16 protein-coding genes are annotated in these 15,448 nt (G+C 71.1%); 10 read left to right on the forward strand and 6 right to left on the reverse strand.

Translation table 11 applies throughout. The features are described 5' to 3' along the window. Nucleotides 1–120: 120 nt before the first annotated feature. A complete protein-coding gene (locus tag ACFXC1_RS07390; RefSeq protein WP_381240058.1) occupies nt 121–408 on the reverse strand; it encodes a putative quinol monooxygenase in 288 nt (95 codons plus the stop codon). Nucleotides 409–665: 257 nt separating this feature from the next. On the opposite strand from ACFXC1_RS07390, the gene ACFXC1_RS07395 reads away from it, so the two are divergent. The 5 genes from ACFXC1_RS07395 (at nt 666) to ACFXC1_RS07415 (ending at nt 7,165) form a co-directional block, all read left to right on the forward strand. Continuing rightward, a complete protein-coding gene (locus tag ACFXC1_RS07395) occupies nt 666–2,114 on the forward strand; it encodes an aldehyde dehydrogenase family protein (protein ID WP_381240061.1) in 1,449 nt (482 codons plus the stop codon). Nucleotides 2,115–2,147: 33 nt separating this feature from the next. Then, on the forward strand, nt 2,148–3,356 hold the full coding sequence (lhgO, locus tag ACFXC1_RS07400; protein ID WP_381240063.1) for an L-2-hydroxyglutarate oxidase: 1,209 nt from the start codon (nt 2,148–2,150) through the stop codon (nt 3,354–3,356). A 121-nt stretch (nt 3,357–3,477) separates the two neighbouring features. Next, nucleotides 3,478–4,338, forward strand: coding sequence for an amidohydrolase family protein (locus tag ACFXC1_RS07405; RefSeq protein ID WP_381240065.1), 861 nt, complete (start codon nt 3,478–3,480; stop codon nt 4,336–4,338). Nucleotides 4,339–4,351: 13 nt separating this feature from the next. Then, nucleotides 4,352–6,064, forward strand: coding sequence for a thiamine pyrophosphate-dependent enzyme (locus ACFXC1_RS07410; RefSeq protein WP_381240068.1), 1,713 nt, complete (start codon nt 4,352–4,354; stop codon nt 6,062–6,064). Between the two features lie 21 nt (nt 6,065–6,085). Next, nucleotides 6,086–7,165 carry an Ldh family oxidoreductase gene (locus ACFXC1_RS07415; protein ID WP_381240070.1) on the forward strand — a complete coding sequence of 360 codons (1,080 nt, stop codon included), beginning with the start codon at nt 6,086–6,088 and terminating at the stop codon, nt 7,163–7,165. Nucleotides 7,166–7,234: 69 nt separating this feature from the next. Here ACFXC1_RS07415 and ACFXC1_RS07420 read toward each other — a convergent pair whose 3' ends face one another. The 3 genes from ACFXC1_RS07420 to ACFXC1_RS07430 all read right to left on the reverse strand — a co-directional run bounded on the left by ACFXC1_RS07420 (nt 7,235) and on the right by ACFXC1_RS07430 (nt 9,769). Then, the gene (locus ACFXC1_RS07420; protein ID WP_381240072.1) at nt 7,235–8,167 is read right to left on the reverse strand and encodes an alpha/beta hydrolase fold domain-containing protein; all 933 of its coding nucleotides are present in this window, start codon (nt 8,165–8,167) and stop codon (nt 7,235–7,237) included. A 170-nt stretch (nt 8,168–8,337) separates the two neighbouring features. Further along, complete coding sequence (locus ACFXC1_RS07425; protein ID WP_381240074.1) at nt 8,338–9,339, reverse strand: M56 family metallopeptidase; 1,002 nt, start codon at nt 9,337–9,339, stop codon at nt 8,338–8,340. Nucleotides 9,340–9,343: 4 nt separating this feature from the next. Beyond that, the gene (locus ACFXC1_RS07430) at nt 9,344–9,769 is read right to left on the reverse strand and encodes a BlaI/MecI/CopY family transcriptional regulator (RefSeq protein WP_381240076.1); all 426 of its coding nucleotides are present in this window, start codon (nt 9,767–9,769) and stop codon (nt 9,344–9,346) included. 209 nt (nt 9,770–9,978) lie between these two features. On the opposite strand from ACFXC1_RS07430, the gene ACFXC1_RS07435 reads away from it, so the two are divergent. From ACFXC1_RS07435 to ACFXC1_RS07455, 5 genes are all read left to right on the forward strand, one after another. After that, nucleotides 9,979–11,466, forward strand: coding sequence for a glycosyltransferase (locus tag ACFXC1_RS07435; RefSeq protein WP_381240079.1), 1,488 nt, complete (start codon nt 9,979–9,981; stop codon nt 11,464–11,466). Beyond that, nucleotides 11,463–11,588: a hypothetical protein gene (locus ACFXC1_RS07440; protein WP_381240081.1), complete on the forward strand. Its 126-nt coding sequence runs from the start codon at nt 11,463–11,465 to the stop codon at nt 11,586–11,588. Before ACFXC1_RS07435 ends, ACFXC1_RS07440 begins: the two co-directional genes overlap by 4 nt. Then, a complete protein-coding gene (locus tag ACFXC1_RS07445) occupies nt 11,585–12,319 on the forward strand; it encodes a polysaccharide deacetylase family protein (protein ID WP_381240083.1) in 735 nt (244 codons plus the stop codon). Before ACFXC1_RS07440 ends, ACFXC1_RS07445 begins: the two co-directional genes overlap by 4 nt. 2 nt (nt 12,320–12,321) lie before the next feature. Next, nucleotides 12,322–12,819, forward strand: a complete 498-nt coding sequence (locus ACFXC1_RS07450; RefSeq protein WP_381240086.1) for a carboxylesterase family protein — start codon at nt 12,322–12,324, stop codon at nt 12,817–12,819. A gap of 149 nt (nt 12,820–12,968) precedes the next feature. After that, nucleotides 12,969–13,493: a MarR family winged helix-turn-helix transcriptional regulator gene (locus tag ACFXC1_RS07455; RefSeq protein WP_381240088.1), complete on the forward strand. Its 525-nt coding sequence runs from the start codon at nt 12,969–12,971 to the stop codon at nt 13,491–13,493. Nucleotides 13,494–13,518: 25 nt separating this feature from the next. On the opposite strand, the gene ACFXC1_RS07460 is transcribed toward ACFXC1_RS07455, so the two are convergent. After that, entirely contained in the window at nt 13,519–14,580 is a 1,062-nt protein-coding gene (locus ACFXC1_RS07460) for an NAD(P)H-dependent amine dehydrogenase family protein (protein ID WP_381240090.1), read from the reverse strand. A gap of 94 nt (nt 14,581–14,674) precedes the next feature. After that, the gene (locus ACFXC1_RS07465) at nt 14,675–15,340 is read right to left on the reverse strand and encodes a TetR/AcrR family transcriptional regulator (protein ID WP_381240093.1); all 666 of its coding nucleotides are present in this window, start codon (nt 15,338–15,340) and stop codon (nt 14,675–14,677) included. Between the last annotated feature and the right edge of the window lie 108 nt (nt 15,341–15,448).

The raw sequence follows: 15,448 nt of genomic DNA on the forward strand, positions 1-15,448 counted from the left end.
GCGCACCCGCGCCGTAAGATCGCGGGGGTGGAGACGACCGCCGGGTAGGTGGGGGGAAACGTTTTCTGATCGGCCCGCCCGCGCGGGGAAGCGCGTCCCAGCGCTTCCCGGCAGGGTCCGTCAAAGCACCTCGGCGAACGTCACCTTGCGATCGGTCAGCAGCGGCCAGATCGTCCGCACGATCAGCTCGTCGAAGTGGTCGGCCGCCTTGTGCGCCTCGAAACCGGCCCGGTCGGCGTACTGCTCGTACAGCACGAAACTCCCCGGCACCTCCGCCTCGGCGTGCACCTCGTACGCCAGGTTCCCCGGCTCGGCACGGCTCTGCTCGCGCACCTTCAGCAGCGCGGCCCGGACCGTGGCCTCGTCGGCGGGCTCGCAGAAGTAGCGGGCGATGACTGCGTAGGCCATGTGGTGTCTCTCCTCATCGAATCCTCGGTCGATCCGCGACGGATCCTCGGCTCCCGGCGGCGTGGCACATGCCGTCCGGCCTGCCGATTCCAGCACGGATCAACCCTGCGCCGACCTGCGCGCGGCGCAAGCAATGCCTGCCTCTGCGGGACTGGTGGCACCGCCCCCACATGGTGTGTTGTCGCATTCGGCCCACTGCGGCCGCTGACTGTGCAGACCGCGGACCCGCACCGCGGCGGACGAAGGAAGTGATCTTCATGCGAAGCCTGGAAACCCTCTCCGGTGGAGAGTGGGTGACGACCGGCGAGTGGATCGAGGTACAGAACCCCGCCGACGTCCGCACCCCCCTCGCGCGCATCCCCGCCCTCGCCGCCAAGGACATCACCCGCGCCTACGACCACGCCGAGCGCGGCTTCGCCGTATGGAAGCGCACCAGCCCCTTCGAGCGGTCCCGGATCTTCACCGAGGCGGCCAGGCTGATCCGCGAGCGGGTCGACGAGATCGCGGCCGACGTCACCGCCGAGAACGGCAAGACCGGCGCCGAGGCCCGCGGTGAGACCCTCAAGGCCGCCGACTTCCTCGACTACTACGCCGGCCTGGCCCGCCAGGGCTACGGCACCCTCCTGCACGACGCCCGCCCCAACACCCGCGTCCACACCCAGCGCGAGCCGATCGGCGTGATCCTCGTGATCAGCCCCTGGAACGATCCACTGATCACTCCGGCCCGCAAGCTCGCCCCGCTGCTCGCCACCGGCAACGCGGCCGTGTTCAAGCCGGCCACCGAGACACCGTTGTCGGGCCTGCACCTCGCCCGCGCCCTGCACGACGCCGGACTGCCCGCCGGAGTCCTGAACGTGGTCACGGGCCGCACCGCCGAGATCGAGGAGGCCCTCCTCGACGACCCGCGCATCGTCGGCATCACCTTCACCGGCTCGAACGAGGTCGGCAACCGCATCCGCCGCCGCCTCGCCGACCGCAACGTCCGCTTCCAGGGCGAACTCGGCGGCAAGAACGCCTCGGTGGTCCTGGCGGACGCCGACCTGCCGTTCGCCGCGAAGACCGTCGTAGCCGCGTCCTTCGGCCAGGCCGGACAGCGCTGCACCGCCACGAGTCGTGTCATCGTCGAGCGGCCGGTGTACGACGAGTTCACCCGGCTCCTCGTCGCCGAGGTCGAGGCGCTGAAGGTCGGCCCCGGCAGCGACCCGGCGACCACCCTGTGCCCGCTGTCCAGCCCCAAGCAGCGGGACAGCGTCCTCGCCCACCTCAAGGGCGCCGTCGAGCAGGGTGCCACCGTCCTCACCGGTGGCGCGGCGGACACCGAGGGCGACCACGCGCACGGCTGCTTCGTCCAGCCGACCGTGCTCGCCGACGTCACCGCCGAGACGGCGATCTGGCGCGAGGAGGTCTTTGGACCGGTCCTCGCCGTCCGCGCCGTGGACGACTTCACGCAGGCCGTGGACGCGGTCAACGACTCCCAATTCGGCCTGGCCGCCGCCGTGTTCACCCGCGACCTCGCCTCCGCGTACCGCTTCGCCGACGACGCCGAGTGCGGGCAGATCGCGGTCAACGCGACCACCCCCGGCTGGGACGTGCACCTGCCCTTCGGCGGCTTCCACGACTCCGGCACCGGCTACAAGGAGCAGGGCGACGAGGTCCTGCGCTTCTCCACCCGGGTCAAGACCGTCGCCGTGCACATCGGTGCATGAGCGGGCGAGCAGCACAGAGAGAGGAGGATGCCGATGGCTGACGAGACGATCGGCATCGTCGGCGCCGGCATCGTGGGCCTGGCCACCGCCCGTGAGATCGCCCTGCGCCGCCCCGGCACCCGGGTCGTGGTCATGGAGAAGGAACAGGAGGTCGCCGTCCACCAGACCGGCCACAACTCCGGTGTCGTGCACGCCGGCATCTACTACGCGCCGGGCAGCCTCAAGGCCGACCTGTGCGTCCGGGGCGTATCGATCCTGCGCGAGTACTGCCAGGACCGCGGGCTGCCGTACGAGGAGATCGGCAAGCTCGTCGTGGCCGTACGCCCGGACGAGCTGGGCCGGATGGAGAACCTGTACGAGCGGGCCAGGAACAACCACGTGCCCGAACTCCGCAGGATCTCCCGGGAGGAGATCAGGGAGCTGGAGCCGCACGTCGGCGGTATCGCCGCTCTGCACTCCCCGCGCACCGCGATCACCGACTACCCGGCGATCGCCCGCGAGTTCGCCAAGGACATCGAGGCCTCCGGGGGAGAGGTGCGGCTCGGCTTTCCGGTCACGTCCATCACCAATGCGCCGGGCGGTATCGAGGTCGCGTCGGGAGAGGAGCGCGTCCGCGTCGACCGGCTGATCCTCTGCGCGGGGCTGCACTCGGACGCCGTGGCCAAGCTCGCGCAGGACAAGAAGGCGCCGAAGATCATCCCGTTCCGGGGCGAGTACATGCTCCTCAAGCCGGAGCGCACCCATCTGGTACGCGGGCTCATCTACCCGGTGCCGGACCCCCGTTACCCCTTCCTCGGCGTGCACTTCACGCCCCGGGTCGACGGCAGCGTCGAGGTCGGCCCGAACGCCGTCCTCGCGCCGGCGAGGGAGGGCTACAAGCTCGGGCGCCTCTCCGTGAAGGACCTCGCCGGACTGGCCGCGTACCCCGGCACCTGGCGGATGGCCGCCCAGCACTGGCGGACCGGCATCAAGGAGTACCGCGGCTCGCTGTCCGCGTCGGCCTTCATGAAGGACGCGAAGCTCTACGTCCCCGGTGTCGGCGTCGCCGACGTCGTACGCGGCGGAGCGGGCGTCCGGGCCCAGGCACTGGATCCCGACGGCACGCTCGTGGACGACTTCCGCATCCATCGGGTCGGCCGGATCACCGCCGTACGGAACGCGCCTTCGCCGGCCGCCACCGCCTCCATGGCGATCGCCGAGCACATCGTCGGCGCGGTGTTCGGCGCCTCGTCCGCAAACTGAGAATGCCCTGCGTGCAGCGGTGTTCCGCGCAACTACTGCTTGCACTCCCAGCGCTCGGCAAGGCCCCTTCGCCTGCCTAGCGTTCCTTCCGTAAAGACCTTCGAGAGAAAGAGTCCCGGACATGTTCGTTGTCGACACGCAGATCCACATCTGGAAGGAAGAGAGCCCGGACCGCCCCTGGGTCCCGGGAGCGCGGGAGCGCATCCGCCTCAACGGACACCGCGAGGACCCCTTCTCCTACGAAGAGGCCCTGGAGCTGATGGACGAGGCCGGCGTCAACCGGGCCCTGATCCTGCCGCCGTCCTGGGAGGGCGACCGTATCGACTACGCCCTGGAGGCCTGCGTGGCGCACCCCGACCGCTTCGGCATCATGGCGCGCATCCCGCAGAACAAGCCCGAAGAGGGCAAGGCGCTGCTGAAGGACTTCGCGCAGAACCCGCATGTGAAGGGCACCCGCCTCACCTTCCACCGGCCGCAGGACCGCAACTGGATGATCGACGGCACCAACGACTGGTACTGGCCGATCGCCGAGGAGCTGCGCATCCCGACGATGGTCCACGCGCCCATCTGGAAGCGGGAGTTGGGCGAGATCGCCGCCAAGCACCCCGAGCTGAAGATCATCATCGACCACATGGGCATCATGGCCCGCTGCGTCGACGACGCGATCGGCTACTGGGTCTCGGAGACCGCCGACCTGGCCGTCCACCCGAACATCTATGTGAAGGTCTCGGCGCTCCCCGGCTACTCCACGCAGCCCTTCCCGAACAACAACATCCAGAAGTACGTGCGCGAGATGGTCGACAAGATGGGCCCGCAGCGCTGCTTCTACGGCACCGACATCACGCGGCTGCTCGGCCACGGCATCACCTACACCGACACGATCGAGCAGTTCACCAAGCACTGGGACTTCACGCCCGAGGAGCTTGAATGGATCATGGGCCGCGGTATCTCCGAGGTCCTGAACTGGCCGATCGAGGGCTGAGGAAGCACGAGAGATGACCGACACCACCAACTCCCCGGGCGCCGACGGCGGCGATGCTCTCGTTACCGCCTTCAACGCCGTCGGCGCCGACTACATCTTCTGTTCGTCGGGTTCCGAATGGGCTCCCGTCTGGGAGTCCCTGGCCCGCCGCCACCGCGACGGACTGCCCTGCCCGCAGTACCTGGACCTGACCCACGAGACCGTCGCCGTCGGCATGGCCACCGGCTACGGACTCATCAAGCGCCGGCCGCAGGGCGTGCTCCTGCACGCGGCCCCCGGTCTGCTCCAGGGCTCGATGGCCGTGCACGGGGCACTGCTCGCGGGCGTCCCGATGGTGGTCAGCTCCTCGGAGTCCACCACGTACGGCGACGGCCCCGGCCAGGACCCGGGCGGCCAGTGGTACCGCAACCTGTCCATCGTGGGGGGCCCGCACCAGATCGCGCAGCCCTTCACCAAGTGGTCCAACGAGGCCGCCAGCGTCCACACCCTTCCTACGATGGTGACGCGCGCGGCGGAACTGGCCTGGCGGGCCCCGGCGGGACCGGCGTACCTCAACGTCCCGTTGGAGATCCTCCTGGAGGAGTGGGACGGGCGTGAGGCCAAGCCGATCGTGGCGCCGGGCTCCACGCACAGCTCGCCCGAAGAGGTCGACCCGGTCGCCCAGTTGATCCGCGAGGCCTCGAATCCCGTCATCGTCACGGAGACGGCCGGACGCGAGGCAGGTGGCTTCGAGGCGCTCGTCGCCTTCGCCGAGGCGTGGAACATCCCCGTCGTCGAGCCCGACTCGGCGGTGTGCGGCAACTTCCCGCGCACCCACCCGCTGCACGCCGGCAGCGACATCGGGCCGTGGATGGACGAGGCGGACCTGATCCTCCTCGTCAACTGCCGCGCCCCCTTCTACCCGCCGTCGCGCCGCCCCTCCAAGGCGACCGTCGTCGTCATCGACGAAGTACCGCAGCGACCGCACGTCGTCTACCAAGTCCTGTTCGCCGACAGGTACTTGGAAGGCAGCGTCGCCAACACCCTGCGCCAGCTGGCCAAGCGGGCGAAGGACCTCGACACGGAGGCGGTCGGGGTGCGCCGCGCCGCCCAGGAGCAGCGGCACGCCGACGAGCAGTCCGCCATCGCCGCGGCCGAGGCGAAGGCCGCCCAGGCCCCCGAGGGCATCGACCCGGTGCTCGTCGCCGCGACCCTGCGCAAGATGCTGGAGGGCCGGGACGGGATCGTCGTCGACGAGACCATCACCCACAGCCGTGTCGTGAAGCGCCATGTCCAAACCGCCGACCCCGACTCGTACTTCTACGTCCAGGGCGGCCTCGGCCAGGGCATCGCGGTCGCGCTCGGCGTCAAACTCGCCGCGAAGGAACGCCCGGTGGTCCTGACCATCGGCGACGGCGCCTTCACCTACAACCCGGTCATCCAGTCGTACGACGCCTCGAACGCCTACGAACTCCCTTTGCTGATCGTGGTGTTCAACAACCGCGTCTACAAGTCGATGAACCTTAACCACCGCAGGTTCTATCCCGAGGGCGCCGCCGCCGACACCGGCGAGTGGCTCGGCACCGATCTGCACCGGCTGCCCCGGCTCGCCGCGTTCGCCGAGCCGTTCGGGATGCACACCGAGACGGTCGACGCGCCCGAGGCGCTCGCGCCCGCGCTGGAGCGTGCGCTCAAGGCCGTGGCGGAGGGCACCACCGCTGTCGTCGACGTACTCGTCACCCGCTGAACCAGGAAGGCATCCGCCACCATGTCCGACACCGCAACGCCCAAGCCGGGCAAGGTCCTTGTCGCCGCCGACGACCTGCGCACCTTCTCCGCGGCCCTCCTGGAGAAGGGCGGCCTGAACACCGAGCAGGCGCGCACCACCGCCGACGTGTTCGTGTGGGCCGCGCTCCGGGGCGTCGACTCGCACGGCATCGCCCGCGTCCCCGCCTACCTGGAGCTGCTGGCCAAGGGCGTGGCCAACGCCGACGCCGACATCAAGATCGAGTCCACCGCCCCGGCCGCCGCCGTCCTGGACGCCGACCGCGCCCCCGGCCCGGTCGCTCTCAGTGCCGCCGCCGAAGAGGCGGTAACCCGGGCCAGGATCAGTGGAGTTGCCGCCGTCGGGGTCCGGCGTACCGTCCACACCGGCGCCATCGGCTACTACGTGTCGAAGATCGCCGAGCAGGGGCTCGTCGGCATCGGCTACGTCTCCGGGATGCCCAACATGGGCTACACCGGCGTCAAGGGCGCAGCCGTGGCGACCAGCCCGCTCGCCATTGCCGTACCGGCGAAGGCGCATGCCCCGCTACTGCTCGACATGGCCACCGCCACCATCGCCCTGGGCAAGATCCGCCAGGCGAAGGCGAGCGGCACCCCGCTGCCCGAGGGTGCGGCGGCCACCGCCGACGGTACCCCGACCACCGATCCCCAACTGGCCGTCATGCCCCTGCCGTTGGGCGGTGCCAAGGGTTCCGGGATGTCCCTCGCCTTCGAGCTGCTCACCAGCGTGCTGGTCGGCGCGCCGATCTTCGCCGCGTTCCACTCGGACGACCCGCAGGGCCGCAAGCACCGGCAGAACGCGCTGCTCATCGCCCTGGACCCGGCGGCCTTCGGCGACCCGGCCGCCTTCACCGAGGCGGTCGACGCGACGCTGGCCACCCTCAAGCAACTGCCGCCCGCGGACGGAGCCGAGGGTGTCTTCTATCCCGGCGAGCGCAGCGCGGCGGTCGCCGAGGCGCGCGGCGCGAAGGGCATCCCGGTCGCGCCCAAGGTGTGGCGTGAACTGACCGAGGCGGCAGGGAAGTTCGGCCTCACTCCGCCGGAGCCGGTGCTGTCGGCGTGACCCAGCGGCACTTCGCCGACCGCCCCGGAGGGGGACGGTCGGCGAAGTGTGTTGTTCTCGGAAGGTAGTTCAGCCGGTTCCCACGGCTTGCCGTACCTGGCGGGCGATCAACGCGTAGGTCTCCAGCGCCCGTTCGTCGTCCGTGCCGTCGTAGCCGTGGTCGGCTCCGGCGACGTCGACGTGCTCCACCAGAGCGCCCGCCGTACGCAACCGGTCGGCATAGCGCACGCCTTCGGCCTTGAGGAGGTCGTACTCCGCCGTGACGACCAGCGCCGGCGCGATGCCCTTGAGGTCCGCGGTGTCCGAGGGGTGGGCGGGAGACACCAGCCGGTCGGAGCGAACCTTCGGATCCGGGACGTACGACGTGTCGAAGACCTCGGCCATCCAGGGGCGCAGCACCGGCTTGGCGATGGCGGCCCGCTTGTCCTTGGCGCTGGTCGCGAGGTCCAGCGGCGGATAGTGCAGTACTTGGAGCGCGATCGAGGGGCCGCCCTCCTCCAGTGCCTGCCGGGCCACCGCCGCCGCGAGTCCGCCCCCGGCGCTCTGCCCGCCCACGGTGAGCCGCTCGCCGTCCCAGCCCTGTTCGGCGCCGTGTTCCGCGATCCACCGGACCACCTCGAAGGCCTGCCGGGGCGGTGCGGGGAACGGGTGCTGCGGCGCGACGACGTAGTCGACGTTGACCACTACGACACCCGCCTCCGCCGCGAGGAAACGGCACAGCGGGTCGTCGAGCTCGGTCAGCGGAACGACGTAGCCACCGCCGTGGAAGTTCACGTGCACCGGCGGCGGGCCCTCGCCGGCCGGCAGATACACCGTGGCGCGGGCCGGGGCGACCGAGCTCGGGATCGTCAACTCCCTTGTGGTGCGCGGGAACTGAGGGAACCGCTGGTGCGAGGAGGCCGCGGAGCCGCGTCCGCTGGGGCGGCGGTCCGCCATCAGGGAGAGACGCTGCAGGGACTTGGCGGCGAAGGCGGCCACCGTCGGCCGGGCCAGAACAGACATACCGCTCCATTCATGGAGTGCGCGCGACGGGGGAGTGCGGTCCGACCGCCCGGGTTCAATCGACAGGATTCCTGGCGATGGCTAGGCCGACGATAACACGCGCGCATTCCGGCCGGATGCCGTGATCGGCACTGGCGAGGGATGGCTGGGGGGTGGGTGGTGCCCGCAGGTCAGTGGTGTCGCGCGGGCCCGTCCGGGTGCCCGTGTTCACAGCAGGGCCCGTGGTGCGGCGGGACTGCCGGAGCGGCCGCCGCTCGAGCCGTCAGGCACTCCGCGTGCTGTGCCGTCTCGATCATCTGCTCACTGTCGGTCGCCGCATCGGCCAGGCTCCCGCAGCACATGACGAGCAGCGCCGCGCCCGCGACGAACGGCAGCGCCCGGCGCGGGGGAGGAGGCGCCAGCAGCGCCCGCACCCGCTGCGGCACCGCCCCGCCGGTCGCGGCCAGCACCGGGCGGGAACGGTTCGCGGAGGTGGCCAGCGCCGCCCGGCCCACGGCGCGCGCGACGACCGCACGATCGCCGACCCGTAGCGCGGCCTCCTCGTCGGCCCAGCGCTCCAGCACGAAGCCGCCGGCCGCGGACAGTGGCCGTAGCAGCGGATTCACGGCGGCGGAGAGGCGCCACAGGGTCTGGAAGAGATGATGCCGGCCGCACAGATGGGCCCGCTCGTGCGCGAGCAGCGCCTCGCGCTCGCGGTCGCCCAGGCAGCGCAGCATGCCGCGCGACACCACGATCCGCCCCGGCTTCCCCGGCAGCGCGAAGGCCTCCGGTGTCGCCATGTCGAGGACGGCCAACTCCGTGTCGCCGGGCAGCTGTCGGCACTCGCGGCGGGCCCAGCGCAGGTGCCGCAACTGGCGGGTGGTGGCCACGGCGAGAGCCGCGACGGACGCGAGGAGGGCGAGCGCGGCGACCCCCGCGACCGTGAGGTAGACGGGGTCGGAGGCACGTACGGCGGCGACCGACCACTGCCCCTCCTGGGCGACCTCGGGGATCTGTACGAGGCCCGCGAACGCCAGCAGTCCCAGGGAGCCGAGCCAGCCGAGCGAAGCCACGAGTGCGGCGGAGGCCAGCGACCAGGCGGCCGGTCGCGGGGCCAGCAGAGGGGCCGCGCGGGGTGCGAACACCGCGATCACCATCGTGATCAGAAGGGGGACGTAGACACTGATCAGCACCGGCTCACGGTCCTTCGTCGGCGCGGCCGGAGTGCTGCGGCCCGTCGTGCCCGGAGAGCAGTCGCTGCAGCAACTGCTCGTCCTCCTCGGACAGTTCGGAGACGAAGCGGGTGAGCACCGCCTCGCGGTCGGCGCCGTGCTCCAGCAGGGAACGCATTCGCTCCGCCGTGTGCGTCGCCTCGTCCCGGGCGGGCGCGTACGCGTACCCGCGGCCCGCGCGACGCCGGACGAGCATCCCCTTGTCGTACAGACGCGACAGGATCGTCAGCACGGTGGTGTAGGCCAGGTCCCCCGGTAGTCCGTCCTTGACCTGGCGGGCGGTCAGCGGCTCGGTGGCTTCGTAGAGCGCGGCGAGAACACCGCTCTCCAGCTCACCGCGCGCCCGCCTGCCGGACGTCGCGCCGGGTTCGTCGTTCTTCCCGTCGTGCACTGTTCACCCCACCGCCTTTCACCGCTCGGCGACCCAGCCTACCCGCCGACCTACTACGGCCTGTAGGAAGTGCGTCAAGGGCTCGAAGTGACCGGTCGGGGGATCGGGCTGAGCTTTGCGATCGCGATCTACTACATGTTGTACGACCTTACCTACTACATGTTGTAGAGTTTCGCCGCTCCACTCCACCTGCGGAGGAAAAGAAGCCCATGCCCCACCTCGGAAGTACGGTGCATCTGCGTGCCCTCGCGGTTGCCACCCTGCGCCCCCGGCGGACGACCCCGCCCCGCCGTCCGTCGGCGGCTGAGCGGATCGTGATCGTCTCGGCGAGCGTCGGAGCCGGTCACGACGGCGCCGCCGCGGAGCTGGAGCGGCGCCTGGTCGCGGCCGGACTCGCGGTCGACCGGCTCGACCTGCTGGACGTGCTGCCCGCCCGGCTCGGCCGGCTCGTCCGGGACGGCTACCACCGCATGCTCGTCCGGACACCCTGGCTGTACCAGCGGATCTACAGCAGCAGCGAACGCGCCGGAGGCGGCGGCCTCTTGGCGCGCGCGTTGCTGCGCTCCGCCGAGGGGAGACTGCTGCGCGCCCTGCCCGCCGACGCGGGCGCCGTCGTCTCGACCTACCCGGGCGCGAGCCGGGTCCTGGGCAACCTCCGGCTCGCCGGCCGGCTGACCGTGCCCGTCCTCACCTACCTGACCGACTTCTCCGTCCACCCCCTGTGGGTGGCCGACGGCGTCGACGTCCACCTCGCGCTGCACGCCGTGCCCGCCGCCCAGGCCAGAGCCGCGGGCGCACCCGACGTCCGGGTCTGTGGCCCGGTCGCCGACCCGCGCTTCCACCCCGTGAACGCGACGGAACGCGCCGCGGCCCGCGCCCGCTTCGGCCTGCCCGCGAACGCGCCGCTGGCCCTGCTGGTCGCGGGTTCCTGGGGCGTGGGCCCGGTACGGCAGGTCGCCCGCGAACTGCGCGACTGCGGCGCGGCCGTACCGGTCGTGGTCTGCGGCCGAAACGAGGAGCTGGCCGAACAGCTCCGCGCGGACGGTATCGAGCACGTCCACGGCTGGGTCGACGACATGCCCGGCCTGATGCACGCCGCCGACGTCCTGGTCCAGAACGCCGGCGGACTGACCTCGCTGGAGGCCTTCGCCGCGGGCCTGCCCGTCGCCAGCTACGGCTGCATACCCGGCCACGGCCTGACCAACGCGTCCGCCCTGGACCAGGCGGGCGTCGCCGCGTGGATCCGGGACCCGGCCCAACTCAAGCACGTACTGGCCGAGTTGATCGACGGCCCGCGCGGGCTGCTGCAACGGGAGGCGGGGCTCGCACTGTTCGCGGGCGGGGGACCGGACCGGGTTCCCGGGAAGGACGCCGCACACCACGAGCAGGCGATGGGCGCCGACCGGGGCCCCGCCGCCGAGACCGTACGGGTCTGCCGGGCCGGCGCAGGACCCGCCACCCCGATCGCCGCTCGCCGGACCCGGCCGGTCCGTCCGACCGCCCTGCGGCTCGCGACCACCACCGCCCTGGCCTGCGCGGTCTGGGCGGGCGCGGTCGGCACGGCGGTCGCCACGACCGACGGCGGCCCGGGCCTGATACACGCCATAGGCAAGAGTCTCGACTTCGACGACCCGGGCGATGGACACCACGAACTCCACACGGCTCACGAGGCCCATGCGAAGGGAGACCGCTCGTGACAGTCGTACGCCTTCTTTCTACGACCGCTCGTCTCGCGCCGCCCGACCTCGACCCCGCCACCGCGCGCGGCGCGTCCGCAGCGGGCCCCGCGACGAGCCCCACGGCGGGACGCCCCGCATGACCGCCGCCCGCCTCCTCCGCACCGGGCTCTCCGTACTGCCCGTGCTCGCCGCCGCCGCGTACGCCGCCCCCGTCCTGTCCACCTACGGCCCGCTCCGCAACCGCGCAATGCCCCGCCTCTCCGGCCGTGGTCGGCCCGACCACGTGGCGCTCACCTTCGACGACGGACCGGACCCGCTCTCCACCCCGCTGTTCCTCCGCCTGCTCGACGAGCGCCGGGTCCACGCCACCTTCTTCCTCCTCGGCAACCAGGCGGTACGCGCCCCCGGCCTGGTCCGCGAGATCGCCGCCGCCGGACACGAGATCGCCGTCCACGGCTGGCTGCACCGCCCGCTCCTGCTGCGCGGCCCGCGCGCCACCCACGACGACCTGGCCCGCGCCCGCGACACGGTCGGCGACCTCACCGGCCGCACACCACGGCTCTTCCGCCCGCCCTACGGCGTGATGTCCGCCGCCGCCCACCTCGCGGCCCGCAGCCTGGACCTCACGCCGGTGCTGTGGACGGCCTGGGGCGAGGACTGGCGGGCCCGCGCCACACCGGAGTCGGTCCACCGGACGGTCACCGCGGATCTGCGCGGCGGCGGCACGATCCTGCTGCACGACTCCGACTGCACCTCGGCCCCCGGCTCCTGGCGCGCCACCCTCGGCGCGGTGCCCCGCATCCTCGACACGTGCGCGATGCGCGGGCTGTCCGTGGGTCCGCTGCGGGAACATGCTGTGGATCCGCTCTGAAGTTGACAATATTGTTGGCGTTCCTGGTCGGCGGAATTCACGTTCGCAAGTACCTGGACCAGGGAACCCCCCATGCCTTCGAACGCCCTGAACCGCCGGACCTTCCTCAACGGGACGCTGACCGCCGCCGCGACGGCCGCACTCGCCGGCACCGCGACCGGCGCCGACGCAGGGGCCTGCCCTACGCGGCGACCACGGCGGGCGCCAACCGCTGGCGCCCGCCGCAGATGATGAGTTCGGCCTCCGTCGCGATGAGCGAGGACTGCCTCAACTTCGGCCCTGCGACCGGGCCCAACTCCCGTGGCGCCTGCCACGGTTCGGAGATCAACTACGTCTTCGACAACCTCTACGCCACGAACCTGCCCTGGACCGACGCGGACCGCGCGGTCGCCGACACCCTGTCCGACTACGTGGTCAACTTCGTGACCCACGGCGACCCCAACGGCCATGGCCTCGGACTGCTTCGGCGCGCTCGCCCTGGCGGACACGGCCAAGGCTGAGTTCTTCGGGCGATTCTTCGCGAGCCAGAAGTGCTGGTGACGCCGGGGGCGATGGTTTTCTGAGGGTGACGTACTCTCTCCGCCGTAGGCGGGGTAAACGCACGCCGTAACTTACTTGAGTTACGCAACAATATGGTAAAGTGGGTCTCATGTCCACACCACCGGTCCCTACCGCCCCCGCCTCTCCGGAGGTGACCGAGATCGAGCGAGCCCTCACTCGGATCACCTACCTGAGTACGCGCGCCCGTCAGCACGACCGGCTCATGGCCCTCGCCGGTGTGCCGCTGGACCGTGCGGCGGTGGCGTTGCTGCGGCAGGTCGCCGACTCCGAGCCGCTGCGCCCCGGGGAGCTGGCGAACCGTCTCGGCGTCGAGGCCTCGCATGTGACCCGTACGGTGCAGCAGCTGCAGAAGTCCGGCTACGTCACCCGCGTGCCCGACCCCGACGACCGCCGCGCCCAGCGGATCGAGCTGACCGAGGCCGGGGAGAAGGCCGTCGCCAGCGTCCGGGACGCCGGTGCGCGCGGAATGCAGATGGCCCTCTCCGAGTGGTCGAAGGACGAACTGCAGCAACTGGCAACGCTGTTCCACCGCATGGTCGACGACTTCCTGAACTACGCGATCGACGACGAGGGCGAGCCGACGGAAGTCGCCGCGCCGGCACGCACCGTCTGAGCATCGGGCGCGGATCGCGCCGGCCTCAACCGAGGTCGGCGACGATCTGCGGCAGGTCGGCCGTGGTGCGGATTCCCGGGGCCGCCGCGCAGACGAAGGGGACAGCGTTGACCGCGCGGTTCGCGGTGTAGGAGGGGGACATCGCGGCCATCCGGTCGAGGGGGACGGGGAAGCGCAGGTCGATGTCGAGCGGCGCGTCCCCATCGACCGAGACATGCCAGCCCGTGGAGCGCAGGTCCCAGGCCGGGTCCAGATCGGTAGTGCAGTACCAGTTGGCGCGGAACCGCAGCAGGGGACGGCCTTCGCGCAGACCGGAAACCGTGATCCGCTGCGCGGCCACCGCCCCTTCCGGCAGGGTGCCCGCCGCGATCGTGGTCGCGCGCCGGGCGAGCGCGACCTCGCCGGTCGCCTCCACCGAGTCGAGTGGTGCCCCGAGCGCCTCGGCCAGCAGCCGCAGCGACGGGCCGAAACTGTCGCGCAGTCCGTTCAGCCGCTGTTCGCCGAATTCGGCAGGGGGCTGCCCGAAGCCCATCACCTCGAACAGCAGCCCGGGGGAGTCCCGTTGGGAGAGATCCGCGAACTCGTCGATCGTCAACGCGTCGAGCCGCCGCTGGATCGAGGTGAGGACGATCGGCAGGGCCTCCGTGATGAATCCGGGACTGCTGCCCGTGCTGTGGACGGAGGTCCCGCCCTCCGCGCACGCGTCCTCGATCCGCTTCCGCGTGACCGGGTCGAGGCTGGGCGCGTGATGGAACTCCCCGCGCGTCGACACGACGTTCACGCCTGACGAGAGCAGCGTGCACACCTCGTCGAAGTCGCAGGTGCGCGGGGTGTAGAGGACGCAGTCGGCGTCGAGCGCCAGGATCTCGTCGATGTCGTGCGTGGCGAGGATCCCGGTCGTGCCGAACTCCCCGCCGCTCAACTCACCCGCGTCCAGGCCCGACTTGGCCGAGGTGTGGACATACACGCCGGCCAGCGTCAGCTTCGGATGCTCCAGTACGGCACGCATCGTGCGGGCACCGATGTTCCCCGTGGCCCACTGCACGACCCGGTAGCGCTGTGCTCCATGCCGTAGTGGCTCGGTCATCGCCCACCTCCCGTCCGGTGGGCGAGAACCGTACTCTCCGCTACAGAGAGCGTCAATTACGCAGCGAGAACCGTCAACTGCGTCTGAGGAACCGTCAATTGCGTACGGGGACGCCCGAGAGGCCGCCGAGGCAGAACTGCCAGACCTCCTCGGCGCTGACCGCCGCGGCGTGGCTGCCGGCCGGAACGCCGTTGCCCTGCGCGACGAACATGACCGTCTGCATCAGGATCGAGGCCTGACGGCGAGGCTTCCCGGCGGGGATGACGCCGGCGTCCTCGGCCTGTTCCACCAACTCCGTGAACACCGTGAGCAGGGGGAGGTGAGCGGTCGCCACCTGCGAGGGGTGCTTCACGAGGAGTTGCAGCGCGAAGTCGCTGAACAGCGGGCGCTCCACGCCGGGGTTGGAGAGCGACTGCTCGAACAGCATCTCCACCGCGAGCCGCAGCGCCTGGAGCGGATCCGACTGGGAGCCGGCGGTCTCACGGATCTCGGCGGCCGACTTGGACAACGCGTCCTCGAACAGGGCGAGCAGCAGCTCGTGTTTGCCGTCGAAGTGCTGGTAGAAGCTGCGCAGTGACTGTTTGGAGCGGTCCACGACCTCCTGGACGGTGAAGTCCGTCGTCCGCTTCTCCGCGATCAGTTCCTGTGCCGCGTCCAGGAAGCGCTGCACCCGTTGTTCGGCGCGGAGCTTGGCGGCACGGGTGGAACGCTCAACGGCGCGCTGGCGCCAGGCTGGTTGTTCTTCGGGGACAGCTGTCACATGAAGAACGATACTCCACTTCAGCGGTAACGCCTCGGCTTCCCCTACCGAGGGCGGCACTGCAACTTCCGAGACTCTTACTTGCGTGAGATGAGAATGATATTCTCA

This window comes from Streptomyces hokutonensis, from assembly GCF_042751305.1.
GTDB lineage: Bacteria > Actinomycetota > Actinomycetes > Streptomycetales > Streptomycetaceae > Streptomyces > Streptomyces hokutonensis_A.

Coding starts and splice junctions, on each gene's coding strand:
- ACFXC1_RS07415 (WP_381240070.1), top strand. CDS start 6,086: ATGTCCGACACCGCAACGCCCAAGCCGGGCAAGGTCCTTGTCGCCGCC.
- ACFXC1_RS07395 (WP_381240061.1), top strand. CDS start 666: ATGCGAAGCCTGGAAACCCTCTCCGGTGGAGAGTGGGTGACGACCGGC.
- ACFXC1_RS07460 (WP_381240090.1), bottom strand. CDS start 14,580: ATGACCGAGCCACTACGGCATGGAGCACAGCGCTACCGGGTCGTGCAG.
- ACFXC1_RS07405 (WP_381240065.1), top strand. CDS start 3,478: ATGTTCGTTGTCGACACGCAGATCCACATCTGGAAGGAAGAGAGCCCG.
- ACFXC1_RS07455 (WP_381240088.1), top strand. CDS start 12,969: ATGTCCACACCACCGGTCCCTACCGCCCCCGCCTCTCCGGAGGTGACC.
- ACFXC1_RS07420 (WP_381240072.1), bottom strand. CDS start 8,167: ATGTCTGTTCTGGCCCGGCCGACGGTGGCCGCCTTCGCCGCCAAGTCC.
- ACFXC1_RS07390 (WP_381240058.1), bottom strand. CDS start 408: ATGGCCTACGCAGTCATCGCCCGCTACTTCTGCGAGCCCGCCGACGAG.
- ACFXC1_RS07445 (WP_381240083.1), top strand. CDS start 11,585: ATGACCGCCGCCCGCCTCCTCCGCACCGGGCTCTCCGTACTGCCCGTG.
- ACFXC1_RS07435 (WP_381240079.1), top strand. CDS start 9,979: ATGCCCCACCTCGGAAGTACGGTGCATCTGCGTGCCCTCGCGGTTGCC.
- lhgO (WP_381240063.1), top strand. CDS start 2,148: ATGGCTGACGAGACGATCGGCATCGTCGGCGCCGGCATCGTGGGCCTG.
- ACFXC1_RS07410 (WP_381240068.1), top strand. CDS start 4,352: ATGACCGACACCACCAACTCCCCGGGCGCCGACGGCGGCGATGCTCTC.